16 protein-coding genes, 1 tRNA gene and 3 pseudogenes are annotated in these 25,252 nt (G+C 64.0%); 9 read left to right on the forward strand and 11 right to left on the reverse strand.

Annotated features, from left to right (window positions below):
* Positions 1–46: 46 nt before the first annotated feature.
* Positions 47–4,780, reverse strand: coding sequence for a glutamate synthase large subunit (gene gltB / locus J4G43_RS07480; protein ID WP_208084399.1), 4,734 nt, complete (start codon positions 4,778–4,780; stop codon positions 47–49).
* A gap of 491 nt (positions 4,781–5,271) precedes the next feature.
* On the opposite strand from gltB, the gene J4G43_RS07485 reads away from it, so the two are divergent.
* Complete coding sequence (locus J4G43_RS07485; protein WP_208084400.1) at positions 5,272–6,045, forward strand: hypothetical protein; 774 nt, start codon at positions 5,272–5,274, stop codon at positions 6,043–6,045.
* 246 nt (positions 6,046–6,291) lie between these two features.
* Here the strand turns inward: J4G43_RS07485 and J4G43_RS07490 are convergent, their stop codons facing one another.
* Entirely contained in the window at positions 6,292–7,062 is a 771-nt protein-coding gene (locus J4G43_RS07490) for an alpha/beta fold hydrolase (RefSeq protein WP_208089260.1), read from the reverse strand.
* 155 nt (positions 7,063–7,217) lie between these two features.
* Positions 7,218–7,682 (reverse strand): Hsp20 family protein, encoded by a 465-nt coding sequence (locus J4G43_RS07495; protein WP_208084401.1) that lies wholly within the window; start codon positions 7,680–7,682, stop codon positions 7,218–7,220.
* A 207-nt stretch (positions 7,683–7,889) separates the two neighbouring features.
* On the opposite strand from J4G43_RS07495, the gene J4G43_RS07500 reads away from it, so the two are divergent.
* Positions 7,890–8,837: an alpha/beta fold hydrolase gene (locus J4G43_RS07500; RefSeq protein WP_028148092.1), complete on the forward strand. Its 948-nt coding sequence runs from the start codon at positions 7,890–7,892 to the stop codon at positions 8,835–8,837.
* Between the two features lie 145 nt (positions 8,838–8,982).
* Here J4G43_RS07500 and J4G43_RS07505 read toward each other — a convergent pair whose 3' ends face one another.
* Positions 8,983–11,793, reverse strand: coding sequence for a di-heme-cytochrome C peroxidase (locus J4G43_RS07505; protein ID WP_208084402.1), 2,811 nt, complete (start codon positions 11,791–11,793; stop codon positions 8,983–8,985).
* A gap of 190 nt (positions 11,794–11,983) precedes the next feature.
* Positions 11,984–13,779 (reverse strand): annotated as a pseudogene (locus J4G43_RS07510) (adenylate/guanylate cyclase domain-containing protein).
* A gap of 214 nt (positions 13,780–13,993) precedes the next feature.
* On the opposite strand from J4G43_RS07510, the gene J4G43_RS07515 reads away from it, so the two are divergent.
* Positions 13,994–14,626 (forward strand): LysE family translocator, encoded by a 633-nt coding sequence (locus J4G43_RS07515; RefSeq protein WP_071909427.1) that lies wholly within the window; start codon positions 13,994–13,996, stop codon positions 14,624–14,626.
* Positions 14,627–14,692: 66 nt separating this feature from the next.
* Positions 14,693–15,103, forward strand: coding sequence for a GFA family protein (locus tag J4G43_RS07520; RefSeq protein WP_208084403.1), 411 nt, complete (start codon positions 14,693–14,695; stop codon positions 15,101–15,103).
* A gap of 3 nt (positions 15,104–15,106) precedes the next feature.
* Here J4G43_RS07520 and J4G43_RS07525 read toward each other — a convergent pair whose 3' ends face one another.
* On the reverse strand, positions 15,107–15,859 hold the full coding sequence (locus J4G43_RS07525) for a sulfite exporter TauE/SafE family protein (protein WP_028148087.1): 753 nt from the start codon (positions 15,857–15,859) through the stop codon (positions 15,107–15,109).
* Positions 15,860–15,951: 92 nt separating this feature from the next.
* On the opposite strand from J4G43_RS07525, the gene J4G43_RS07530 reads away from it, so the two are divergent.
* Positions 15,952–16,842, forward strand: coding sequence for a LysR substrate-binding domain-containing protein (locus tag J4G43_RS07530; RefSeq protein WP_166349072.1), 891 nt, complete (start codon positions 15,952–15,954; stop codon positions 16,840–16,842).
* 222 nt (positions 16,843–17,064) lie between these two features.
* Here the strand turns inward: J4G43_RS07530 and J4G43_RS07535 are convergent, their stop codons facing one another.
* From J4G43_RS07535 to J4G43_RS07545, 3 genes are all read right to left on the reverse strand, one after another.
* A complete protein-coding gene (locus J4G43_RS07535; protein ID WP_208084404.1) occupies positions 17,065–18,030 on the reverse strand; it encodes a Bug family tripartite tricarboxylate transporter substrate binding protein in 966 nt (321 codons plus the stop codon).
* A gap of 33 nt (positions 18,031–18,063) precedes the next feature.
* The gene (hisN, locus tag J4G43_RS07540; RefSeq protein ID WP_014491808.1) at positions 18,064–18,846 is read right to left on the reverse strand and encodes a histidinol-phosphatase; all 783 of its coding nucleotides are present in this window, start codon (positions 18,844–18,846) and stop codon (positions 18,064–18,066) included.
* A 547-nt stretch (positions 18,847–19,393) separates the two neighbouring features.
* Entirely contained in the window at positions 19,394–20,284 is an 891-nt protein-coding gene (locus tag J4G43_RS07545; RefSeq protein ID WP_071909430.1) for an N-formylglutamate amidohydrolase, read from the reverse strand.
* A 329-nt stretch (positions 20,285–20,613) separates the two neighbouring features.
* On the opposite strand from J4G43_RS07545, the gene cpdR reads away from it, so the two are divergent.
* Entirely contained in the window at positions 20,614–20,973 is a 360-nt protein-coding gene (gene cpdR, locus J4G43_RS07550) for a cell cycle two-component system response regulator CpdR (protein WP_208084405.1), read from the forward strand.
* Between the two features lie 73 nt (positions 20,974–21,046).
* Positions 21,047–21,121: transfer RNA gene (locus J4G43_RS07555), tRNA-Val, on the forward strand.
* Between the two features lie 458 nt (positions 21,122–21,579).
* On the opposite strand, the pseudogene J4G43_RS07560 reads toward J4G43_RS07555, so the two are convergent.
* Together J4G43_RS07560 and J4G43_RS07565 are read right to left on the reverse strand one after the other, a co-directional pair.
* Positions 21,580–23,203, reverse strand: a pseudogene (locus tag J4G43_RS07560) (recombinase family protein).
* A pseudogene (locus tag J4G43_RS07565) lies at positions 23,200–23,403 on the reverse strand (DUF2924 domain-containing protein); the annotation flags it as partial. The pseudogenes J4G43_RS07565 and J4G43_RS07560, both read right to left, overlap by 4 nt.
* A 246-nt stretch (positions 23,404–23,649) precedes the next feature.
* Between J4G43_RS07565 and J4G43_RS07570 the strand changes: the two are divergent.
* A complete protein-coding gene (locus tag J4G43_RS07570; protein ID WP_208084406.1) occupies positions 23,650–24,579 on the forward strand; it encodes a hypothetical protein in 930 nt (309 codons plus the stop codon).
* Positions 24,580–24,581: 2 nt separating this feature from the next.
* Positions 24,582–25,250 carry a trypsin-like peptidase domain-containing protein gene (locus J4G43_RS07575; protein WP_208084407.1) on the forward strand — a complete coding sequence of 223 codons (669 nt, stop codon included), beginning with the start codon at positions 24,582–24,584 and terminating at the stop codon, positions 25,248–25,250.
* Positions 25,251–25,252 lie beyond the last annotated feature (2 nt).

The raw sequence follows: 25,252 nt of genomic DNA on the forward strand, positions 1-25,252 counted from the left end.
GTTCGAGACGCAGCTATCGCGCTCCTCACCATGAGGGCTTATCGCTCTACGCGCCGATCGCGATTTTCGGCTCGGCGTCCGCGTTGGCGGCCATTTCGCGCAGCGCGCGCCGGTATTCGACCGGCATCACCTTGCGGAATTTGGGCAGCCAGTCCTTCCAGTTGGCAAGGATGTCGGCGGCGCGCTTGGAGCCGGTCGCTTTGGCATGGCGCGAGATCAGGACGTGCAGGCGCTCGACGTCGGAGTCGAGCAGGTTCTTGAACACGTCGACCCGGCCGTGCGCCTCGAGGTCACCCGAGTGGTTATAGGTGCCGGCGTTGATCAGCTCTTCCGACAGCACCGGCTCGAGCTCGACCATCGACATGTTGCAAAGCTTGTCGAAGTCGCCGGTCTCGTCGAGCACATAGGCGATGCCGCCGGACATGCCGGCCGCGAAGTTGCGCCCGGTCTTGCCGAGCACGACCACGATGCCGCCGGTCATGTATTCACAGCAATGATCGCCGGCGCCTTCGACGACCGCCACCGCACCCGAGTTGCGCACGGCGAAACGCTCGCCGGCGACGCCGCGGAAGTAGCACTCGCCCTGGATGGCGCCATACATCACCGTGTTGCCGACGATGATGCTCTCTTCCGGCACGATGCCGCTGTTGGCGGGGGGCTTGACGATGATCTTGCCGCCCGAGAGGCCCTTGCCGACATAGTCGTTGGCTTCGCCTTCGAGCTCGAAGGTGACGCCTTGCGCCAGCCACGCGCCGAACGCCTGGCCGGCGGTGCCCTTGAGGCCGACATGGATCGTGTCGTGCGGCAGGCCGGCATGACCGTAGATCTTGGCGACCGCGCCCGACAGCATCGCACCCGCGGAGCGGTTGGTGCTGTTGATCCTTGCCTCGATCTTCACCGGCGCGCCGCGGTCGAGCGCAGGCGTCGCCTTCTCGATCAGCGTGCGGTCGAGCACCGCCTCCAGATGATGGTTCTGGCGCTCGGAGTGATAGATCTTCTGGCCCTTCTCTTCCTTCTGCTTGACGAAGAGCTTCGAGAAATCGAGGCCCTTGGCCTTCCAGTGCGCGACCAGCCTGGTCTGGTCGAGCAGCTGAACCTGGCCGATCATCTCGTTGAAGGTGCGGAAGCCGAGCGATGCCATGATCTCGCGGACTTCCTCGGCGACGAAGAAGAAGTAGTTGATCACGTGCTCGGGCTGGCCGGTGAAGCGCTTGCGCAGGACGGGGTCCTGGGTCGCGACGCCGACCGGGCAGGTGTTGAGGTGGCACTTGCGCATCATGATGCAGCCGGCCGCGATCAGCGGCGCGGTGGCGAAGCCGAACTCGTCGGCCCCTAAAAGCGCGCCGATCACGACGTCACGGCCGGTGCGGAACCCGCCGTCGACCTGGACCACGATGCGGCTGCGCAGCCGCTCGCGCACCAAGGTCTGGTGGGTTTCGGCAAGGCCGATCTCCCACGGTGAGCCGGCATGCTTGATCGAGGTCAGCGGCGAAGCGCCGGTGCCGCCCTCGAAGCCCGCGATGGTGACATGGTCGGCGCGTGCCTTGGCAACGCCGGCGGCGACCGTGCCGACGCCGATCTCGGAGACCAGTTTGACCGAGACGTCGCCCGTCGGGTTGACGTTCTTGAGGTCGTAGATGAGCTGCGCCAGATCCTCGATCGAGTAGATGTCGTGATGCGGCGGCGGCGAAATCAGGCCGACGCCCGGCGTCGAGTGACGGACCTTGGCGATGGTCGCGTCGACCTTGTGGCCGGGCAGCTGGCCGCCTTCGCCGGGCTTGGCACCCTGCGCCATCTTGATCTGCATCATGTCGGAGTTGACGAGATACTCCGTGGTGACGCCGAAGCGGCCCGAGGCGACCTGCTTGATCGCCGAACGCATGGAATCGCCGTTCGGCATCGGCTTGAAGCGGTCGGCTTCCTCGCCGCCTTCGCCGGTGTTCGACTTGCCGCCGATCCGATTCATGGCGATCGCGAGCGTGGTGTGCGCCTCGCGCGAGATCGAGCCGAAGCTCATCGCACCGGTGGCGAAGCGCTTGACGATGTCCTTGGCCGGCTCGACCTGGTCGATCGGGATCGGCTTGCGCTTCTCCTCGTCCGCGTTCTTGATCCGGAACAGGCCGCGCAGCGTCAGCAGACGCTCGGACTGCTCGTTCAGGATCTTTGCGAAGGCGCGGTAGCGTTCCAGCGAATTGCCGCGGGCGGCGTGCTGGAGCAGCCCGACCGACTCCGCGGTCCATGCATGGTCCTCGCCACGGCTGCGATAGGCATACTCGCCGCCGACGTCGAGCGCGGTCTTGTAGACCTGCGCCTCGCCGAACGCGTCGGCATGACGGCGCACCGCTTCTTCCGCGATCTCGGCAAGGCCGACGCCCTCGACACGGGTGTGGGTGCCGGCGAAGAACTTGCCGACGAAGTCCGCCTTGAGGCCGACGGCGTCGAAGATCTGCGCGCCGCAATAGGATTGGTAGGTCGAGATGCCCATCTTGGACATCACCTTGAGCAGGCCCTTGCCGATCGACTTGATGTAGCGCTTGACGATCTCGTAGTCGTCGAGCGAGCCGGGCAGGCGGTCCTTCATCGCGATGATGGTTTCGAACGCCAGATAGGGATTGATCGCTTCGGCGCCGTAGCCGGCCAGGCAGGCGAAGTGATGCACTTCGCGCGGCTCGCCGGATTCGACGACGAGGCCGACCGAGGTACGCAGTCCGACGCGGATCAGATGATGATGCACGGCGGCGCAGGCCAGCAGTGCCGGGATCGGCACCCGGTCGCTGCCGACCATGCGGTCGGACAGGATGATGATGTTGACGCCCTCGCGGACGGCAGCTTCCGCACGCGCGCAAAGCTCGTCGAGCACCTGGTCCATGCCGGCCGCGCCGAGACCGGCGTGGAAGGTGGTGTCGAGCGTGCGCGACTTGAAGTGCGACTCGGCCACATCGGAGATCGAGCGGATCTTTTCAAGGTCCGCATCGGTCAGGATCGGCTGGCGCGCTTCGAGACGCTTGGTGGTGGCAAGGCCCTGCAGGTCGAACAGGTTCGGCCGCGGTCCGATGATCGAGACGAGGCTCATCACCAGCTCCTCGCGGATCGGATCGATCGGCGGGTTGGTGACCTGCGCGAAGTTCTGCTTGAAGTAGGTGAACAGCGGCTTGGCCTTGTCCGACAGCGCCGAGATCGGCGTGTCGTTGCCCATCGAGCCCGCGGCTTCCTCGCCGGTGGAGGCCATCGGCGTCATCAGGATGGATATGTCTTCCTGGCTGTAGCCGAACGCCTGCTGTCGATCGAGCAGCGACAGGTTGGAGCGCACGCCGGTGGTCGGCACCTTCGGCAGCTCTTCCAGCACGATCTGGGTCCGCTCCAGCCACTCCTTGTAGGGATGGCTCCGGGCGAGCTCGGCCTTGATCTCGTCGTCCGGGATCAGGCGGCCCTGCTCGAGGTCGACCAGCAGCATCTTGCCGGGCTGCAGCCGCCACTTGGTGATGATCTGGTCCTCGGGGATCGTCAGCACGCCCATCTCGGACGCCATCACGATGCGGTCGTCCCTGGTCACGAGATAGCGCGCCGGCCGCAATCCGTTGCGGTCGAGCGTGGCGCCGATCTGGCGGCCGTCGGTGAAGGCGATCGCGGCGGGGCCGTCCCACGGCTCCATCAGCGCGGCATGATATTCGTAGAAGGCGCGGCGCTTCTCATCCATCAGGGGATTGCCGGCCCACGCCTCCGGAATCATCATCATGACGGCGTGCGGCAGCGAGTAGCCGCCCTGCACCAGGAATTCGAGCGCGTTGTCGAAGCAGGCGGTGTCCGACTGGCCTTCGTAGGAGATCGGCCAGAGCCGGTTGATGTCCTTGCCGTAGAGCTCGGAGCTCACGGAAGCCTGGCGCGCCGCCATCCAGTTGGTGTTGCCGCGCAGCGTGTTGATCTCGCCGTTATGCGCGATCATGCGATAGGGATGCGCCAGCGACCACGCCGGGAAGGTGTTGGTCGAGAAGCGCTGATGCACCAGCGCCAGCGCGCTCTCGAAGTCCGCCTCGTGCAGATCGGGATAGTACTTGCCGAGCTGGTCGGCGAGGAACATGCCCTTGTAGATCACGGTGCGGCACGACATCGAGCAGGGGTAATAGCCCGCGAGGCCGCGGTCGCGGCGCTGGTAGATCGCCTGCGAGATCGACTTGCGCAGGATGTACAGCCGGCGCTCGAAATCGTCCTCGGTCTTGGCGGTGCCGTTGCGGCCGATGAACACCTGCATGCAGGCGGGCTCGGTCGGCTTCACGGTGACGCCGAGCGAGGAATTGTCGGTCGGCACGTCGCGCCAGCCGAGCAGGGTCAGGCCCTCTTCCTTGATCTGGTCGGCGATGATGCTCTTGATGACGTTGCGCCAGGCGGTGTCGCGCGGCATGAACAGCGCGCCGATGGCGTATTCGCCCGGAGCCGGCAATGCAAAGCCGAGCTCCTTGGCCTTGCGGCTGAAGAAGGCGTGCGGGATCTGTACCAGGATGCCGGCGCCGTCACCGGCGCGCGGGTCGGCGCCGACGGCGCCGCGATGCTCGAGGTTGCAGAGGATGCTGAGCGCGTCCGCGACGATCTCGTGGGACTTCTTGCCCTTGATGTTGGCGATGAAGCCGACGCCGCAGGAATCCTTCTCCAGGCTCGGATCGTACAGACCTACAGCCGGCGGGCGCGAATTGTGTTCCTGAATCGGATCAGTCGTTTTCGAGGCGACCGTCGCCGACAGTTCTTCTGCCACGATGTTTGCGCGCTCGAATTGCGACCCGTTCATTGTTCCAATCCTCTCCATGCGGCAAGCTGCCTCACCGCTATCTTCGGCGCACCTTGGGCGTTCCGCGGCACCCGCCTCTGGGTCACCGCTCGTCCGCTGCGAGCCGCATTTTCTTAAATTCAGGCCAAGGCGTTCTTCGTCCCCGAGAACGGCTTTGCCTGTTGCCTTCCTGGCGCTCGAAAGCACCGACTTTCGTTCCAATCCGTATGCCGGAACTGCAAGCAAAATTGAGACAGTCTTCCTGTCCTAACCATCACCTTGCCAAATTTTTGTCTATCACACAAGCGCACGGAAGTCCCGATTCCCAGAGTGTCAATCAGCGCTTTCCGCATGGCACGCGGCCCCGGTTTTGAAGCAAACGCGCCCTGATCCCGCCCTGCCGACGCCGAAATCCCGAATGAAGCTTCGGATCAGCCCTTCGAAAGGCGCGCCACGCCGCAAGAAGCGAAAGAGCGCGAGGCATTCGGGGGCCTGACAGGAGCGTGTCGACCATGAAGTTTTTCACAGGATGTGTGGCCGCTGCCACGCTGGCGCTGGTGGCAACGGCCGCCGAGGCACAAGTTCCGGCAAACGGCGCTGCGCGGGGCGCCTATTTCGCGGTCTCGGATTTCGACGGACCCTATGGGCCGCCGGAGGCCGCGCCGCCACCGCCGCCGCGTTACGGTTACGGCTATGGCTACGAGGAGCGCGGCCCGGCGCCGGCGCTGCTGCCGCCGACCGAGGTCTACGCGGTGCTGCGCGACAACGGCTTCTCGCCGCTCGGCATCCCGCGCCTGCGCGGCGGCGTCTACACCATCGCGGTGATCGACCGCCGCGGCGACGACGGCCGGCTGGTGATCGATGCCCGTTACGGGCGAATTCTGCGCTTCATGCCGGCCGCCGACGCCTTCGGCATGGCGCCCAGCGATGAAGTGCCGACGGTTGCACCTTACCGTCCGCAAAGCGCGTTGCCGCCGCCGACCATGGTCCGCAGCGGTCCGCCGCGTCCGCCGGCCTCGATCCCGCATGTCGCCAGCCGCAACGTGCCGCTGCCGAAGGCTGCCCCGCGCCGCGGCGAGGCGCCTGTCGCCGCCGCCAAGCCGGCCGCGCCAGCTGCGCAGCAGGCAGAAGCGCCGCAGGCGCAGCCCGCCCAACAGACCGCTGCGGTGCAGGCAAAGCCCACTGAAGCCGCACCTCAAACCGCCGCGCCAACCGTCGGTCAGGCCAAGCCGGCTCCGACTATCATGCCGACGCAGGAGATGCCGGCGGCGCAGGGGCTGGACTAGCGCGTTGCTGATTTGACGCGACGGTGCGGGTTACAGATTCGGTGTCGTCCCTGCGAACGCAGGGACCCATACCGCGTGATCTATCGACGGGGATGAGGTGCGAGTCCCGAACGACGAGTCTTCGCCAAACTTCTCCCTGGGGTTATGGGTCCCTGCGTTCGCAGGGGCGACATCGGGGAGAGGCCCCTGAGCAAAACAAAAGCGCCCGAGATTCTCGGGCGCTTTTTCATTGCGGCGATCGCGCGCTCAGCTGCGCGGATACCCCGCGGCTTCCAGGATCAGATTCGCCACGTCCTTCGGATGCGACACCAGCGAGAGGTGGCCGGCATCGAGCTCGATCGTGGTTGCGTTCATGCGCTTGGCGAGGAAGCGTTCGAAATCCGGATTGATGGTGCCGTCGTTCTTCGACACCGCGTACCAGCTCGGCTTCGCGTGCCATGCAGCTTCCGTGGTGCGGCCGGCGAAGATCGAGGCGGCCGTCGGCCATTGCACGGCGTAGAGCTCCCTGGCCTGCTCCGGCTTCACGCCATTGGCAAAATACTTCAGGAAGGCGTCTTCCGAGAGCTTTGTGTAGCCGTCGCGCTCGACGATGCCGGCGCGGGCCGGGCCTGCCGGAAACTGCTTCGACAGCGCGACGAAGTCTTCGTTCGCATCGGGCGCGCGTGCGGCGACGTAGACGAGGCCGGTGACCTTCGGGTCGTTGCCGACCTGGCTGATCACGGTGCCGCCCCAGGAATGCGCGACCAGCACGGTCGGACCATCCTGTTCGGCCAGCGCGCGCTTGGTCGCTTCGACGGAGTCCGCAAGCGACGACAGCGGATTTTGCACGGCTGTGACGTGCAGGCCTGCGGCCTGGAGGATCGGGATCACCTCCGACCAGCTCGATCCGTCGGCCCAGGCGCCGTGCACCAGCACGACGTTCTTCGCCTTCACCGTCTGCGGCGTCTGCGCGTGAGCAAGGCCGATGGGGGCCGCCAGCAGGCTCGCTGCGACGAAAAGGCTGCGCCAGAGTGTCACGATCATTCTCCGTATTGTTTTGGTTTCGATGTCCAAAGGACGGAGTGCGGGGTCGCGGCGTTACATGTCCTCACCGTTCTGTGATGCGATGCAAAACGAAAAAAAACGCCCCGGGGCACCGGGGCGTTTTCGCAACTTGGCGGCTGTCGGCGTGCTTAGGCGCAGGCGACCGAGCTCTCGATCACCTGCGCCTTCGGCGTGCCCGCGTTGATGGCGATCTGGCGCGGCTTCTTGGCTTCGGGAATCTCGCGCACGAGGTCGACGTGAAGCAGCCCGTTCTCGAGCGAGGCGTCCTTCACCTGCACGAAGTCGGCAAGCTGGAAGGCGCGCTCGAAGGCACGCGCCGCGATGCCGCGGTAGAGCACTTCGGACTTCGAGTTCTCGTTGGCGACTTTCTCGCCCTTGATCGTCAGCGTGTTTTCCTTCGCGACGAGGGAGAGCTCGTCCTTGGCGAAGCCGGACACCGCAACCGTGATGCGGTAGGTGTTCTCGCCGGTACGCTCGATGTTGTAGGGGGGATAACCGGGGCTGCCGTCCGAACCGGCCTGATCGAGCAGGCTGAAGAGGCGGTCGAAGCCGACGGTGGAACGGTAAAACGGAGTCAGGTCGTAGCTACGCATGGTCTAGTCCTCCATTGAGCGACTGTTGGCAACCCGCCCGCCAATCGGGCCGGGCTTTAGTCTGTGTGCAGCCTGATGTTCCGGTTCCGAAACACTGGTAGCGGCCTGCACCATGGTGATATGGGTTCAGGGGAACGGCGTTCAAGAGGGCGGCAAGTTGCGCCTTTTCGGCGCTCCAGCCCCTTGATTTGCAGCATTTTTCGCCCAATGACGCTGATCTCGATTCCGTCCAATCCCGTTCCCGAAGACGTCGTCAGCGGCACCATCAAGACACCCGATGGCGCCGAGCTGCGCTTTGCGCGCTGGGCGCCGCCGGCGAACCGCAAGGGCACGGTCTGCGTCTTCACCGGACGCAGCGAGCAGATCGAGAAATATTTCGAGACCGTGCGCGACCTGCGCGACCGCGGCTTCGCGGTAGCGATGATCGACTGGCGCGGGCAGGGCCACTCCTCGCGCCGCCTGCGCGATCCGCGCAAGGGCTATGTGCGCGACTTCTCCGATTTCGAGATCGACGTCGAGACCTTCGTGCAGCAAGTGGTGCTGCCGGATTGCCCGCCGCCCTTCTTCGCGCTCGCCCATTCCATGGGCGGCACGGTGATGCTGCGGGTGGCGCACGCGGGCAAGCGCTGGTTCGACCGCATGGTGCTGTCGGCGCCGATGATCGACCTGCCCGGCCGCGCCACCTCGTTTCCGGCGCGGGCGCTGCTGAAGACGATGCGCCTGATGGGGATGGGCGGTCGCTATGTCCCCGGCGGCAGCGACCACATCACCGGGCTCAATCCCTTCATCAACAATCCGCTGACCAGCGATCCCGTGCGCTATGCGCGCAATGCCGCGATCCTGGAGGAGGATCCGACGCTCGGGCTCGCATCACCGACGGTCGCCTGGGCCGATACCGCCTTCCACGCCATGAACACCTTCAAGGGCAAGAACTACCCTTCCCAGATCCGCCAGCCGATCCTGATGCTGGCGGCCTCCAGCGACACCGTGGTCTCGACCGCGGCGATCGAGGAGTTCGCCTATCACCTGCGCGCCGGCTCCCATCTCGTGATCGCCGGTGCCAAGCATGAGATCCTCCAGGAGCAGGACCGCTACCGCTCCCAGTTCTGGGCCGCCTTCGACGCCTTCGTGCCGGGCACGCCGCTGTTCAAGTGAGGTGACGGAAACTTCCTGAGGACGGCTGATCGTTCCACAATCTCCGTCATGCCCGGGCTTGTCCCGGGCATCCACGCCTTGCTGCGCGATCAAAGAACGTGGATGGCCGGGACAAGCCCGGCCATGACGATGAACCTTCCCAGCCTCACAGCGTCTTCAGATACTCGATCAGGTCGTAGCGCTCTTGCTCCTTGAGCACGCGGCCAATGGTGCCGTCCTTGCCGGGGCCCGGCGTGCCATCGAACGAGTGGCCGGCATTGCTGTTGCCGAAGGTCTCGGTGCCATCAGCCGCTCGCGTCGAGAAGCGCGACTGCCCGGTCTTGCAGCTCTCGCCGTCGACGACCGCGAAGCCGACCTGCTTCGGATCGTAGTCGCGACCACCACCCATGCAGAACGATTTGGGGCGCTCGGCCGCGGGGCTCAGCATCCAGTAGAGCGAGGGCACCGATCCGTTGTGCAGGTAAGGCGCGGTGGCCCAGACGCCGTTGAGCGGGCGCGCGCGATACCAGGGCGGCGGCTCCTTCGCCTCGGCCGGCTGCGGACCGGGATTCGGGCAGTTCTTGCGCTCACCCCACCAGGCCTGCTGGACCTTCGGGTCGATCTTCGCATCGTCCATCGCCTTGCGGCTGACGATGTCGACGAGCACCATCAGCCCGAGCGAGTACGGCATGTCGGTCGAAGAGACATCCGGCAGGTTGCAGCTCCACCAGGCATTGAGATTCTGCGTGGGATCGAGCTTGAGAAAGCCCGGGACCTGAACCGTCCGCGTCGCCAGCACGCTGGCCTGAGCGGGATCGGTGCCCATGCCTTTGACGCTTTTCTGGACCTCGTTCAGGAATTTGTCTTTGCCGATGGTCTCCCAGCGCGACGAGGACCAGATGCTCTGGTCCGGAAACTCGGTGTCGAACACGGGATCGTTGACCGGCCCGAGATGGCATTCGACGCAGATCTGCGCGTAGAGCTTGCGGCCGTTCTTGACGCGCTCGCCATCGATCTTCCAGGCGTTATCGCCGAAGATATCCGACGGCCATTTCGGCGATGTCAGTCCGGAGAGCTGCTTTTTCGGATAGGGCGCCGACCCCTTCAGCAGATCCTCGATCCAGTTCAGGTTCTTGATATCCATCGACGAGCGGAACAGCGTGTCCTTGGGGGTATTGTCGGACAGATTGAGCAGCGCCGTCACGCCCAGCGCTTCGCCGGCGTTGCGGATCAGCGGTTGTTCGATGGACGCGTCATATTGCGCGAATTTGAGCCAGGGCACGGTCCAGATCGGCGGGAAGCTGACCGGCGCGTCCTTGGCATGCAGATTCTTTTCGAAGCCGCTGAGGCCGCTGAGCGTCATGTCCTGGGCGAAGACCTGATTGCCGATGCGGTTGAGCGCGTCGAGACGGCCGTATCCTTCCTCGGTGTCCTGCTGCTTCTCTTCCCGCTTCGTCTTCTCATTGAACCTCGTCTTGCCGTCGATGGTTTTCGCGTAGGTCTTCTCCCAGTCGATCAGGAACGTGCTGATCGTGCGCAGCTTCTGCTTCAGCGCATCGCGATCCGCATCGCTGGCGGAGGGGCCGAGCACACGGTCGGCGAAGCGGGTAAAGCGACCCGGCACGAGCAGCGTGTAGGCGATCGACAGACCCGTCGTGACCTCGAGCTTCCTCAGGTCGGTCATCGCCGGGCCGCCGTCGAAACGGATGTCGATGCCTTTGTAGTGAATCTGGCCGGTGTGGCAGGCGGCGCAGGTCAGGCCGATCCGGTCGTCGCCGACCTGGCCGGTCGCAGGATCGGGTACGCCGGTCATGCGCGCAAAGCCGACGGGCAGGCCGTCGACGTTTTCAGCCTGGGCGCCCCAGTTAACCGGCGGATCCCAAAGCCGCGTCGGCACCGGCTTGGTCTTGTCGTAGACGTTGTCATAGCCGAACCGGCGCAGCGTGGCGTCGTCGGTGTTGATCGTCTGCGGGCTCGGGATGAAGCCGAAGCGCTGCAGATGGTCGCTGTCATGCAGCATCCCGGGCTTTGCGAAGAAATGAAGCCGCGGCTGCTCGAGCGCCATGAACCAGCTGTGGGGCACCGGGAAGGTCGCGGTGCCCTGGCTGGCGTGATGAAACCAGTGCCGGTCCTCCAGAGCCCAGTTTTGCTCGAGCCAGTACGCGGCCCGCGGTTCGACAAGCTTCGGCAATGGCGGCGCCACGAGGTCACCGAGGATGCCGGGCAGCATCGGGTGGAATTGATCGGGAAAGCGCAGCGCGACGACGCCAAAGACGAGGAGCGCGGCGACTAACCCGCCGGCAACGCGCAATATGAGTGAGGGCGGTTTGACCGGCTGGCTGACGACCCGCTGCGTGATCCTCTCAGGGAATTTGCGCTCGTTGAACAGCGTACGCACGTCGGCGATGCCGAGGTAGCGGTTCTCGCCTTCGCCCTTGCCCATGATCTTCAGCAGGATGGGCCATTCGAACTGCATCAATATCCGATAGTACCAGCGCGCAGCGCTCCCGGCGCGCTTGAGGTTGTCGCGCATGTAGGTTTGTATTTCCGACGCGTTGATGCCGGGCTCGGTGCCGCCGCCGTTGGGATCGGTATAGTCCCTGCCGAAGCTGGCCAGGCGGGCGATCTGATCCTCGTTGACCTTGCCGTCGACGCCGAGGATGCGCGAACCGGCGCCGCGCTTGTCCAGGGGGCCGCCGCGCAGCGCATCGAGCTGTGCGCCCGAAAAGATGCTCTTCAGGATGTGACCGAAGCCGTTGGCGATCAGCGCGATGCCGCGGGTCTCGACGCGGGCCACCGTCTTCATCAGCCCCTTGTCGCCGCTCGCATTCGCGATCGTCTGCGATAGCTTGCCGATCGGGACGGTCCCGCCGTCGACGAAACCTTCGCCGACGAGGCCGCGCAGGAAGGGGCAGGGATTGTCTGGCGAGACCTGGATCGAGGGATCGAAGGGAGGCTTCGAGGCGGGGTCGTTCATGGCCCAAAATCCTGAAAACAGCGAATCGTGAAATGAAGACGCGCCGATAGAGCGCGGAAAGTCCTAACAAACCGACAGCAGTTTATACTACTTCAGCGTGTAAAGAAGTGTGGCTGAATTCACGGTCGTGTCAATAAAAGCCGGCGCGAGGTTGCGAAGGGACTGGGTCGGGACCGAGAAGGCCCGCCTGTCAGGACTCGGCCGCGCGTTTGATGTCGCTTTGCACCAGGGTCAGCTTGCTGAGCGGCACGCCCGCGTTCAGAAGCCCCTCGCGGTAATGGGCGAGGTCCTCGGGCCGCTTCCAGTGGAAATTGCGCAAGTGACGATCGACATTCAGCGTCGGGTAGTTGCGCATCAGCACGCCGACGGCCTCGCCCGCCTCATCGTCCCGACCCAACTGTGCCAGCGCCGCGGCACGGATCGCCAGCGCCTGCATGTGGTTCGGGTTGATGTAGAGCTGCTCGCGCGCCCAGGACAGGGTCGCGTCGTATTGCCCCAGCAGATAATGGCTGAAGGCGTTCAGCGCGGCCCATTGGTAGCGCGGGTCGCTGTTGTCGCGCTGCGCGGCCATCGAAAACAGCTCGATCGCCTCGCGGTGCTCGCCGATGACGAAATGGCAGATGCCGAGCACGCCGCGTGCGCCGTTGTCGTAGGGGTTGAGCGCGACCGCGCGCTTGGCGGCGTCCATCGCGGCCTCGTAATGCGCCTCCATGGCATGGGCCCAGGACAGGATCGAGAAGGCGAAGGAGGAGCGCGGGTCGAGCCGGACGCTGGTCTCGGCGAGGGCCATCGCCTCGGCCCACATCTCGCGTGTGCCCTTGACCCACCCGAACTGGATGCTCTGGATCTGGATCGTGGCGAGATAGGCGTGCGCGATCGACAGTTTGGGTCGAGGCTGATGGCTTCGCGGAACAGGTCGACGGCGGTGGCCAGGTCCTCCTTGGTCTGCCGGTAGTAGTGCGACAGCCCCTTGAGGAAGCGGTCCCAGGCGGTCACGTCGGTGGAGAGCCGCGCCGGCGCCGAGGCCTCGGCACGGACGATCTCGGTGGCGATGGCGGCGGACAGATTGGTGGTGATCTCGTCCTGCATCGCGAACAGTTCGCCGATGTCGCGGTCGTAGCGGCCGGTCCAGAGCTGCTCGCCGGTCTCCGGCGCGACCAGCTCGGCGGTGACGCGGATCTTGGCTCCGGCGCGCCGCACCGAGCCCTGGATCAGATAGGTGGCATCGATCTCGCGCGCGATCAGGCGGGTGCTGGTGTTCTTGCCCTTGAACGCGAAGGTCGAGTTGCGGCTCAGCACGCGATAGAAGGATTGCAGCGACAGCGCGTGGATCAGATCCTCGGTGAGACCGTCGGAGAAATATTCGTCCTGGGCGTCGCTGAGATTGGCGAAGGGCAGCACGCCGACGATCGCTGTGCGGTACTGCTGCGACAGCGTCGACGCCTCCCGGAGCTCGGGCGCGAGCGCCGGCGCACCCTCGGGCATCCAGGTCCAGACCCCGATCGGGTCCTTGATGTTCTTGAAGCGATGGTTGCCGGCATCGACCAGCAGCGCGGTCAGGTGCTTGCTCGCCTCCCGGTAGGCCTTGGCCGAGATGGCGAAGCCGCCGGGGCTCGCCACCGCTTCGAGGCGGACGGCAATGTTGACGTCGTCACCGAATACCTCGTCCTCGTCGGCGATGACGTCGCCCATGTGGATGCCGAGGCGAAACTGCATGGCGCGCTCGGCAGGCAAGTGGTGGTTGCGCTCCGCCATCAGCGTCTGCATCGCGATCGCGGCCTCGACAGCGCCGACGATGCTCGGGAACTCCAGCAGGAAGCCGTCGCCGGTGTTTTTGACGACGCGGCCGCCATGGTTGAGGATGATGGGATGGATCGCGCTGCGATGGGCCTTAAAGGCGGCATGGGTGCCGGCCTCGTCGCTGCCCATCATGCGCGAATAGCCGGCGACATCGGCGCAGACGATGGCGGCCAGACGTCTTTCCATAGTCCGGAGCTCCAAGGGATCGATGACCGGCCCCCGCGTGGCAGTCGCCTCGAATCCCGCATTTCCAAGAACACTGCCTTTATAGAGCAGATAAGGCCGAGCGAAAGCATGATCCGCATTGCAAATTTGAGGTAAATTCTCCGCAATCCTGGCGGTGGACGGCGGCGGCCGAACCGAATAAGCCCGCCTTTCAAGGCTGACGGGGGCACCTCACATGCTGGGCATTCACGAGATCTGGCTCTTCATCCTGTCGGGCATATTGCTCAACATCACGCCCGGCCCGGACTCGGTCTACGTGATCGGCCGCAGCATGCAGATGGGCTGGCGGGGCGGCGCCGCGGCCGCGCTCGGCATCAGTTTTGGCTGCTTTTTCCACGTCGCGGGCGCGGCAATCGGCCTTTCGGCGCTGCTGATGGCCTCATCGACCGCCTTCTCGATCCTGAAGCTGGTCGGCGCGGCCTATCTCGTCGTGACGGGACTTCAGATGCTGTGGTCGCGCCCGGCGCTGGCCGCAGCCATCGACGAGCCGGAGCGGAGCCCGCTGCGGCGGGTCTTCCTCCAGGGCGTCTTCACCAACGCGCTCAATCCCAAGGTCGCGCTGTTCTTCCTGGCCTTCCTGCCGCAATTCGTCGCAGCCGATTCCCCGCACAAGCCACTCGCCTTCCTGACGCTCGGCCTGATCTTCATCTTTACGGGAACGTTGTGGTGCCTGGTGTTGGCGGCATTCGCGGCAAGGGCGGCCCACCGGCTGCGCAAGTCTGAGGGCGCGATCGCCTGGGTCAACCGCGCGCTCGGCGGCCTCTTCATCTATCTCGGCATCCGCGTCGCCATGCTGGAGACGCGGTAACTCATTCGAACGGATGACTGGTACGGCATGCAGTCGGCCCGATAGAGGCCGCGCGGGGAGGTTTCGATGGTTCGTGGAAGCTGCCTATGCGGCGCCGTGCGTTTCGAGATCGATCAGGTGCGTGCGCTCACGCATTGTCATTGCGCCAATTGCCGCAAGCTGACCGGTGCCGCCTTCGCCACCTACGCCCATGTCGATGCCGACAAGTTTCGCTTTGTTGCCGGCGAGGACATGACGGTGGCTTACGAATCCGCGCCGGGGAGCTTCCGCCATCGCTGCAAGACCTGCGGCTGCCTGACGCCGGGCAAGGCGAGTTATCTGCCGACCGTCAGCATTCCCGCCGGCCTGCTCGATGACGATCCCGATGTCAGGCCCCGCCTCCACGTCTTCACCTCGTCGCGCGCACCGTGGTGGACGATCCAGGACGATCTGCCCCAGCACAAAAAATGGGTGCCGGGATACGAACCCAAATCGTAGGCCTCAGGCGAACTCCTTCAGCAGCGCGCTGCCCGCGAGATAAACGCCGAGCAGGATCATCGCGATCAGGAACCAGCGGCGAAACGCTTCCGCCGGCATCCGCGCCCGCACCGACTGGCCGACGAACATGCCGGCAAAGGCCATGGCCATGCCCACGGCGCCCGGCACGGCATTCGCCGGCGTCAGCAAACCGCCGGCGGTGAGATTGAAGGCGAGCGCCAGCGTCGCGGTCGTGAAGAACACGCCGAGCGCCTGCACCAGCTCGTCCTTCTCCATGCCGATCGCCTGCATGAACGGCATCGAGGGGATCACCTGCACGCCTGTCGAGGCCGAGATCACGCCGGTGATCACGCCGACCACGCCGCCGACCCATTTCTCGTTCTGCGGCGCGACGTGGAACTTAAATTTGCTGAGCCCGATGATCGCGTAGATCACGAGCAGGATTCCGAGCACGATCGTGCCGTAACGGGCATGCGGGCCGGTCAGCGCGCCGGCATTGAGCCAGCATCCGATCACGGTGCCGATCATCAGCGGCCACAGCCGCCTCAGGATGTCGCGCAGATAGGGGCCGGCGAAGGTCTGCCAGATATTAGTGACGATGGCGGGCACGATCACGATGGCGATCGCGCGGCTCGGCGCCATGTTCACCGCGAGCAGGCCCATGGACACGGTCGGCAGGCCGAGCCCGACCACGCCCTTGACGAATCCGGCGATCAGGAAGACGGCGGCGATGAGGATGAGGAGCGGGTCAATCATATCTTGCACATTGACCGAAGCCGCGCGCGGGCACAATCTGGAGGTTACGGAGACAGCCTTCGTTCCTGGCGGAGGCTGAGGAGAATCCAGCCATGCGCTTCGACCTCGTCGACCTCCAGCTGTTCATCGCGGTTGCCGACCAGCGCAGCATTACGCGCGGCGCCGAGCGATCGAATCTCGCCTTGGCCTCTGCCAGCGCGCGCATAAAAGGGCTCGAGGACGCGCTCGGCGTCGCGCTGCTCAAGCGCGGGCGGCGCGGTGTCGAGCTGACTGCGGCGGGCGAGAGCCTGCTCGATCATGCACGGGTCGTGATGCACCAGGTCGACGCCATGCGCGGCGATCTCGCCGGCTTTGCCAGCGGCGTGCGCGCGAGCGTGCATTTTCTTGTCAACACCTCGGGGCTGTCGGAGCATCTGCCGAAGGCGCTGGCGGGCTTCCTGCGCGAGCATCGCGACGTCGCCATCGACATCGAGGAGCGCGAGAGCACCGATATCGCGGCAGCGATCACCGCCGGTGCCGCCGATCTCGGCTTCGCCGCCGAGCACGCGCTGCCCGACCATATCGAGCGCTTCGTCTTCAGCGAGGACCACCTGACGCTGGTGACGTCCAGGCGCGGTCCGTTCGCCGGCCGCCGCCAGATCGATTTCCAGGAGACGGGGGATTGCGAATTCGTCGGGCTCACCAGCGCCACGGCGCTCCAGATGCACATTTCGAAGCACGCCGCCCGGCTCGGCATGCGTCCGCATTACCGTGCGCGTCTGCGCGATTTCGACGCGATCTGCCAGATGGTCGCCGCTGACGTCGGCATCGCCCTGGTGCCGATATCCGCCGCCCGCCGCTGCGCCAAGCTGATGCCGCTGGCCATGGTCCGCCTGCGCGATGCTTTCGCCAACCGCAAGCTCGTGATCTGCGCCCGCAGCTTCAAGGCGCTGCCAAGGCCGGCCAAGATGCTGGTGGAGCATTTGCGGGCGGCGGCGGTGTAAGAGGCCTGTTGATGTGAGCCTGCGCTGCGGCTGTGCGCACAACTGCGCTCCCTCCCCCCTTGCGGGGGAGGGCGGGGGAGAGGGGTGGCCCAGGAAAAGGTATCGCTGTCGCGAAGAAGAGAGATCGATGGAGTCCCCGTGTGGACCCCTCTCCCTGGCCCTCCCCCGCAAGGGGGGAGGGAACGCACCTGTCGCGTTGTGAGTCCGTTCGCCTACCGCGCGCTACTTCGCCGTCTCGACGCCGGCGTCCTTGATCACCTTCGCCCACTTCTTCGTCTCGTCCGCGATGAAGCTGCGAAAATGCTCCGGCTCGTCGCCAACCAGGGTCGCGCCTTGGGCGGCGAGCTTTTCCTTTACGGCCGGATCCGCCATGGCCTTCGTCGCCAGGCCATGCAGCGCGGTGACGATCTCCTTCGGCGTGCCCTTCGGCGCCACCATGCCGTACCAGTTCTCGATGCGAAGATCGGCAAAGCCCGCTTCCGCGGTGGTCGGCACGTCGGGCGCGGTCGCGGAGCGCTCCGCCGAGCCGACCGCGATCGGCTTCAACGCGCCGGCCTTGACCTGCGGCAGCAGCACCGGAAGATCCAGGAAGGTCATCTGCACCTGCTGCCCCAGGAGATCGTTCACCGCGGGAGCTGCGCCGCGATAGGGCACGTGGACGATGTCGATCTTGGCCGTCAGCTTGAACAATTCGCCGGCGAGGTGCGGCAGGCTGCCGGGGCCGGAGGAGGCGAAATTGAGCTTTCCGGGCTGCGCCTTGGCGAGCGCGATCAGCTCGCCGATGTCCTTTGCGGGCACGTTGGTGGCAACCACCAGCATTTCCGGCACGGTCGCAACCAGCGTCACCGGCGTGAGGTCGCTCGCGGTGTCGTAGGCGACCCGCTCCATGCTCGGGCTGATCGCGAGCGCGCCGGCTGAGGAGATGGCGATGGTGTAGCTGTCGGGCGCGGCCTTGGAGACCGCGTCGGTGCCGAGCACGCCGCCCTGGCCGCCGCGGTTGTCGATCAGCACCGGCTGGCCCGATAGTTCCGACATGCGCTGGCCGATCACCCGCGCGATGATGTCGTTGGGACCGCCGGCCGGGAACGGCACGATCAGCTTGATCGGTTTTGCGGGGAAATTCTGCGCGGAGGCGAGGGCGGGAAACAGGAGCAGGAATGCGAGGAGGAGCTTAGGCCAGTTGTTCATGCAGGCTCTTTTCATGCACGCTCCTTGGGGCGCTTATCCGTTGAGCAGTTTCAGTGCTTCTTCGTGAACTCTGGCGTCGCCGGCCGCGATGATGCGGCCGCCGCCCTGGGCCGGCTTGCCTTCCCAGGTGGTGACGACGCCGCCGGCGCCGGTCACGATCGGGATCAGGGCTGCGATGTCGTAAGGCTTCAGCTCGGTCTCGACCACGAGATCGACGTGACCGGCCGCCAGCATGCAATAGGAGTAGCAGTCGCCGCCATAGCGCGACAGCCGCGCGCCCTGTTCGATGCGGCTGAAAATGGCGCGGTCGCGTTCGTTCATCAGCAGCGGGCTGGTGGTATAGCTCGTTGCTTCCGACAGCGAGGCGCAGCGGCGGACCTGGAGCCGGCGCTCGCCGGACGGGCCTTTATAAGTAGCCGAGCCGTTGTCGCCGGAGAAGCGCTCGCCGATGAAGGGCTGGTGCATCATGCCGTACACCGGCGCGCCCTTGTGCAGCAGCGCGATCAGCGTGCCCCAGATCGGAAAGCCGCCGATGAAGGATTTCGTGCCGTCGATGGGGTCGAGCACCCAGACATAATCGGCGTCCTCGCGCTCATTGCCGAATTCCTCGCCGACGATGCCGTGCTGGGGGAAGCTCGCCTTGATCAGCCGGCGCATCACCGCCTCCGCAGCGCGGTCGGCCTCCGTCACGGGGTCGAAATCCTTGGTCTTGCTCTTGTCGTCGATCGACAGCGAGGTGCGGAAGAACGGCAGGATGGTTTCGCCGGAGGCGGTGGCGAGCCGTCCGATGAAGGCTGAGAAGTCGATCACCGTCACGGCGCATCCTCAAAACGAAAGTCGGGTGAAGCTCGCTCCTGCCTAGCTCAATTCGCTTCTCGCGTGCAGCGCTGAGTCGGTTTGCTCCCTGGTATTTTGGATGCCGCAACCGGCTGCCCCATCCCAGTCATATGCTGGCCAAATATCGATCATAGAGTTGAAAACTTAGTTCCGAGTATGCCTCGTTCGTATGCAAACGGTTATCAACCCATTGAATTTCCTTATCAAAGAAACTGAATCTGGGTTTCGCTATAAGCAATTGAGCCATGTGCATATTGCATGGGAAACGGCTCAAAAGCCCTTGCACTTTGTGCGTCGCGGCCGCATATTGTTGCGGTGCGGTAGCGCTCTGCGTTACCGCTGCCCTCCTTGGGCGTTTCCTCCCTAGACTTGGGCCGCTTCTTCATCAGAAGCGGCCCTTTTTTCTTTGAGCCTCGATCTTCACTTCGAGCGCGCGAAAACGCGAAGCGAAGATTCGACGCACGATACGCTGGCAGCTTGATCTGATGTTTGATCGGCGACGCGATCGCGCGGCGACGGCTCGCTATTATTCCGCCGCGGCCTGGAACGGGCCGAGATCGCCGAACGGGATCGTCGTCGCCAGCACGTCGGCGAGCACACCGAAGTCGGTTGCCACTTGCGCAAAGCGCGGACTGCGCTCGCGCCGCCGCTCGTCCATGTAGATCGCGCGGTTGAGCTCGAGCTGCACCGCGTGCAGCCCGCTCGCGGGGTTGCCGTAATGCTCGGTGATGAAGCCGCCGGCATAGGGCTTGTTGCGGCCGATCGAATAACCGAGCCCGCCCATGGTCTCCTCGACCCTGTCCGGAAGCAGCGGCGTGCAGCTCGTGCCGTAGCGGTCGCCGATCACGATGTCGGGCCGCCGCGGCTCGTCCCTGCTGACGCCGACCGAGGGCATCGAGTGGCAATCGACCAGCACCACGGTGCCGAACATCTGGTGCACCTTGTTGATCAGCCGGCGCAGCGCGCGATGATAGGGCTTGTACAGCGTCTCGATCCGCGCCAGCGCATCGTCGACCAGGATGCGTTCGCGGTAGATCTCCTGGCCGTCGCCGACCACGCGCGGGATGGTGCCTAACCCGCCGGCGACCCGCATCGAGCGGGTATTGGCAAAGCTTGGCAGCCGTCCGGTGAACATGCGGGGATCGAGCTCATAGGGCTCACGATTGACGTCGACATAGGAGCGGGGAAAGTTGACCCGCACGGTCGGAAAGCCGCGCTCGCTCAAATGGCCGATCAGCTCGTCCATGAAGGAATCTTCGGATCGCCGCAGTGTCGTCAGGTCGATCCTGGAGGCGCTGAGGAATTCGTCCGGATAGGTCGAGCCGGAATGGGGCGAGTTGAAGATGACAGGCGCGCGCCATTGCGCGGGCTCCACGATCTCGAAGGCGGGCGACACGTCGCCGTCAAACCGGGTCATCTTCTCAGGCTTAGTCCCTTCGCGCCGCGGGATCCGGGTCTCGGATCGAATTGATTCGGCCGGTGGAGCGGCTCTTATGTGTCGTCATTGTCTGGAATCGCAACCATTCTGCCAAGCGAAAAGATGTGATCGGCGCTGGAACATGTCTTAACCGTGTGGGCAGGGAAGCGGGGATGCGCCGGCGCGGCTCGATTGATTCGTGCCGCATTCGGGTTCACAAGGGACCGGCAGCGCAGCCAGCCCAGGGTAAAGATTTTCACCCCAAATTTACCCTCTGTCGGGCTTAGTAACCTCTGCTGATATCCTCTGGGGATTTGACGTTTCCTGCCATGCCCAAAATCCTGCTCGCCGAAGACGACAACGACATGCGCCGTTTCCTGGTCAAGGCGCTGGAAAACGCTGGTTTTCAGGTCTCGTCCCATGACAACGGCATGGCCGCCTATCAGCGGCTCCGGGAAGAGCCGTTCGAGATGCTGCTGACCGACATCGTAATGCCGGAGATGGACGGCATCGAGCTCGCCCGCCGGGCCGCGGAACTCGACCCCGACATCAAGATCATGTTCATCACCGGCTTCGCCGCGGTCGCCCTGAACTCGGATTCGGACGCCCCCAAGAACGCCAAGGTGCTGTCCAAGCCCGTGCATCTGCGCGAATTGGTCAGCGAAGTGAACAAGATGCTGGCGGCCTAAATCGGCCCCCTTCGGTCCTTGCACCGGCTCCCCTGAGCCGTTATAGGGACCCGACCCGATCTAGAGACATCTAGGGCGCGTAGCTCAGCGGGAGAGCACTACCTTGACATGGTAGGGGTCACAGGTTCGATCCCTGTCGCGCCCACCACCCACTCTCTGTAGTTGTATAGAGAGTGGGACGCTCGCAGTAGCGCCGCAATTTCAAAGACATGTCTGCCGAAATCTCTGGCTAGCACAGTCTCTGCTCCTGCAATCGAGCCGAATGAGCCCATTTCGCCAGCCTGTCTCCGCAGCAAAAAATTCCGTTCCTGGCCCGAGTTTCAAAGACTGGTTCGATGACTGCGTGGGGAGCATGCAGTTTGGTCCAGATAGTCTCAACCATTCTATCTTCGTCGAAGCGGACGTCTTTGACCGGACGAAAAGCGCGTTTCTGTTAGCTTTCCGAGGGACAGGTTCCGGAATTCCGGTCTCTGTCGCGTAGCTCGCCCGTCGCAGGGCGATATCCGGCCTCTGGTCTCTGCACCAAGAAATTCCGTTCCCGGCGGGTTTGGAGTGGGATAGAGGCGGCCGGTGGGACTCGGATGCCGATTTCTGATTCCGCGGCGGTTATTGCGGATTGAGTCCGAGCACTTCGAACTGCCGGCGCCACTCCGCGGGCGCCTCGCGCAGCCGTTCCACACCGATGCCGCGGGGCATGCGACCCTCGACGGCGGCCTTGACCAGATCCGGGGCGAGGAAGGCGAGCGAGATCGTCATGTTGACCTGACGGACGCTGCAGCGTTCACGCGACGCGATCTGGTCGACGCCGGTGATTGAACCGGAGACAATTTCGGCGAGCCAGCGCCGGCCACGCGCAATCGCGGCCACAAGCCGGGCGCGGCGCTCGGCGCGTTCCGGCCGCACTGCATTGCGAGAGACGCCGTGCGGCAGCAGGATCTGTCGCGGCCTTTTGGATGGCGGCTTCTGCCATGGGATCGAGAGATGATGCCCATCGCGGGAGCTGGCGTCGGCAAGGTCTGCTGGATGATCGGATTTGAGCCGCACTAGCAGTCGATCGCGGTAGACATCGATGCGCTCGACCCATTCGAGAATTGTTTGGCGATCAGAGGCGCGCGCAACATCGGGTGCGAAGGCCCCATTTTCTGTGGACCGATGTTCCTTTAGCGATTTGACCACAAGCTCTTCAATATTGGCCGCTGGAACGCGGGAGACCGATCCGAGCGTTGCCGACTTGGATTCGCCATGAAGATGCGGCGACGAGACATAGTAGCGATAGCGGATGCTAGCCTTGGTCGCGTGGGTTGACACCATGCGGTAGCCGGCATCGTCGAATAACAGGCCGGCCAGCAAAGGATCGGAAGCGTTGCGTATCGCCGAGCGGGTCGACCATTGATCGGTCAGCTTCTGCTGGACGGCATCGAACGTGAGGCGGTCCATGATCGGCGGCTGCTCCCCCGGCAGGATCTCGCCCTTGTATTTGACTTCCCCGATGTAGAAGCGGTTCCTCAGGAGGTAGAACAGCGTCCCGCGCCCAAACGGAATGCCGCCCCTGGTGGCACCGGTGGCGAGGCCTGGTCTTGGTCCGGATATCCCGCTGCCTGAGATCCCGAACCAGCGCGTTGACGCCGCTGAGCTCGCGATAGCGTTTGAAGATAAACCTGACCCGTTCGGCTTCCTCCTCAACGACGATGACCTTGCCGTCCTTCATCTCGTAGCCGAGCGGCAGCGGGCCGCCAACCCACAGCCCCTTCCGCTTGGAGGCGGCAATCTTGTCTCGAATCCGCTCCGAGGTGACCTCGCGCTCGAACTGGGCGAAGGACAACAGCACGTTGAGGGTCAATCGGCCCATCGAGGTCGTGGTGTTGAACTGCTGGGTTACCGAGACAAACGACACCGCGTGGGCATCGAACAATTCCACAAGCTTGGCGAAGTCGGCCAACGACCGCGTCAGGCGATCGACCTTGTAAACGACGATGACGTCGATCTTGTGCGCGCGGACGTCATCAAGCAATTTCTGCAGATTGGGACGGTCGGTCGATCCACCCGAGTAGCCGCCGTCGTCGTAGCGTGATCGGATCTGCGTCCAGCCGGCATGAGCCTGGCTCTTGATATAGGCGGATGCCGCCTCGTGCTGGGCATCCAAGGAGTTGAACTCCTGGTCGAGCCCATGCTCGGTCGAGACGCGCGTGTAGATCGCACAGCGGACCGCCTTGCGTAAGCCCGCCTTCACGGCCGGGCCTCCACCGTCGAAGGTGTTTTGTCCCGCAAGCCAAAGAAGCGCGGCCCGTTCCATTTGGTGCCGGTGATGGCGAACGCGACCTTCGACAGGCTGTCATAAGTCTGCCCGTTCCAAGTAAACCCGTCCGCCATCACCATCACCCGCTGCGGCCTGCGGTCCCACTCCCGCACGAGGACAGTGCCAGGCGTCAGCACTGTGCGCTTCTGGTCCAGGCCTGCCAGCTGCGTGGCGATTGAGACGCCCGGTTGCGACGCCCCGGTACGGCCCCAATCTTGTTCAAAGCCCAACGGCGAAGACTGAACGCGGGTGATATCCGGCCATCGCTTCAGCGGATGTTTCTGCAGTTGTGATTTCGTCTAATTCCAGGGGATCTTCGATCGGCGATTAATCCGCGGGCGTATCGCCGGACCCAGCTTTAGGAAGCCAAAAAGCGCGCCGTGAACGTTCAAGAGCTATTTCGCGCGGCGCTCAAGGCAACCGTAAGAACCCCGGATGGATGGCAAACGCGCGTAAATGGTGCTGGGATCGTTGATGCTCATGCACTGCTTCGGCTTCCCCTTTCAGACATCCAGCTTTTGCCCGGTGTCGTCGAGATGGCTGCTCCGGCGGCGCTAGATGAAGGCGATCGAGACATCGAGGAAATTTTCAAGCTCGCTGAAACTCGCTTGAATCAGGATGGTTTCGATTGGGCACGATTTGGTGCCGAGGCGTCATTCCTTGCCGCCGACGAGCGCCGCAGAACCGACCCCAAGAAAGCCGGCCTGGTTGAGTCTCGCATTCGACCCAAGCCTTCTCGCGCTGTCGCGGCTTCGGCACCGCCCGTACTGAATCGGGTGCTTCTGCGTGCCCGCTCCGGACCAGAATTGGTCCGCCCCATCGAACTCCCTCTGCTCGCTGCTCGGCACAGGCTGAAACTGCTTGGCAAGCGCCGCGGCAAAAACGAAGCTTCGGTCGCAGCCGCGCAAGCGTATTTGACCAAGGGCGGACGGGCCGAGATCCTGCGCCAGGCCGAGAGTTTATTCAACTCGATCGATGCAAAGCCGGGAGTATCGCCGGAAAGCACGAAGGCGCGGCGAAGAGTCCTCGGCGACGCCGACCGAATCTTACTGGACCTTGCAAACAACAACGGCTCCGGTATCAGTGGCCCTATTGATGTCGTCAATCTTGAGGCGCTCGTCATGCTGAAGGGAAGACCCGCTATCAAGATTACAGACGGCGTCTTCGATCCAGACTCGCTGATGGGGAGTGATTGGGAAGGCCCTTTCGCCATTGCTCCTGACGAACTAAAGGAGATGGCTGGTCGGGTCGGTGGGTCGATATCGATGGCGACCATGTCGGAACGGGGTTCGTCGTCGGTGACGGCCTGATCATGACCAACCGCCATGTTGCCGAGGCCGTTGCTGATCAAGTTGGAAATAAATGGATCCTGCAGGACGACGTCACGATCAATTTCGATGATCGGGGCGAGGGTGATGAGAAGCGGTTCAAGGTCAAATCGCTCGTCTACGCGGGAGCGGATCCCATTGTTGATGTCGTCAACTTTGCACATCTCGATCTCGCAATCTTTGAGGTCGAGACATCGAACGCATCGAAAAGCAAGTTTCCGTCTCCCATGCAGTTGTCGAAGAGCACAAAGAAGCCGACGACAAAGGATGTGATCGTCGTGGGCTATCCCGCCAAGCCCGACATAGCCGCCCTCGAGGACCCGACCACGCACGAGGTCAATATGGATATTGCTAAGCGGCTCGGCGAAATATTCGGTCTCGACTATGGGCGAAAATATCTGGCGCCAGGACGGATCGACAAGATGGTCGGTACCGTACCCACTGACACGGCCATGTGGGTCTTCACGCACGATTGCACGACCCTTGCCGGCAATTCCGGGTCGATGGTCTCAAGTTTCACGGACGATTTCCCGGTGATGGGACTTCACTTCGCAGGACGAACGCTCACGGCAAATTTCGCCCATGCAATGTCGGCGGTACGGGCCTCTGAGAAAATGCCGCTGGAGTTGGTCGAGAGGTTGTCCTGGACCTAGCG

Source organism: Bradyrhizobium barranii subsp. barranii, from assembly GCF_017565645.3.
GTDB lineage: Bacteria > Pseudomonadota > Alphaproteobacteria > Rhizobiales > Xanthobacteraceae > Bradyrhizobium > Bradyrhizobium barranii.

Excerpts from the sequence above, each read along its gene's own strand:
- gltB (WP_208084399.1), bottom strand. The coding sequence starts at position 4,780 with ATGAACGGGTCGCAATTCGAGCGCGCAAACATCGTGGCAGAAGAACTG.
- J4G43_RS07485 (WP_208084400.1), top strand. The coding sequence starts at position 5,272 with ATGAAGTTTTTCACAGGATGTGTGGCCGCTGCCACGCTGGCGCTGGTG.
- J4G43_RS07495 (WP_208084401.1), bottom strand. The coding sequence starts at position 7,682 with ATGCGTAGCTACGACCTGACTCCGTTTTACCGTTCCACCGTCGGCTTC.
- J4G43_RS07500 (WP_028148092.1), top strand. The coding sequence starts at position 7,890 with ATGACGCTGATCTCGATTCCGTCCAATCCCGTTCCCGAAGACGTCGTC.
- J4G43_RS07505 (WP_208084402.1), bottom strand. The coding sequence starts at position 11,793 with ATGAACGACCCCGCCTCGAAGCCTCCCTTCGATCCCTCGATCCAGGTC.
- J4G43_RS07515 (WP_071909427.1), top strand. The coding sequence starts at position 13,994 with ATGCTGGGCATTCACGAGATCTGGCTCTTCATCCTGTCGGGCATATTG.
- J4G43_RS07520 (WP_208084403.1), top strand. The coding sequence starts at position 14,693 with ATGGTTCGTGGAAGCTGCCTATGCGGCGCCGTGCGTTTCGAGATCGAT.
- J4G43_RS07525 (WP_028148087.1), bottom strand. The coding sequence starts at position 15,859 with ATGATTGACCCGCTCCTCATCCTCATCGCCGCCGTCTTCCTGATCGCC.
- J4G43_RS07530 (WP_166349072.1), top strand. The coding sequence starts at position 15,952 with ATGCGCTTCGACCTCGTCGACCTCCAGCTGTTCATCGCGGTTGCCGAC.
- J4G43_RS07535 (WP_208084404.1), bottom strand. The coding sequence starts at position 18,030 with ATGAACAACTGGCCTAAGCTCCTCCTCGCATTCCTGCTCCTGTTTCCC.
- J4G43_RS07545 (WP_071909430.1), bottom strand. The coding sequence starts at position 20,284 with ATGACCCGGTTTGACGGCGACGTGTCGCCCGCCTTCGAGATCGTGGAG.
- cpdR (WP_208084405.1), top strand. The coding sequence starts at position 20,614 with ATGCCCAAAATCCTGCTCGCCGAAGACGACAACGACATGCGCCGTTTC.
- J4G43_RS07575 (WP_208084407.1), top strand. The coding sequence starts at position 24,582 with ATGACCAACCGCCATGTTGCCGAGGCCGTTGCTGATCAAGTTGGAAAT.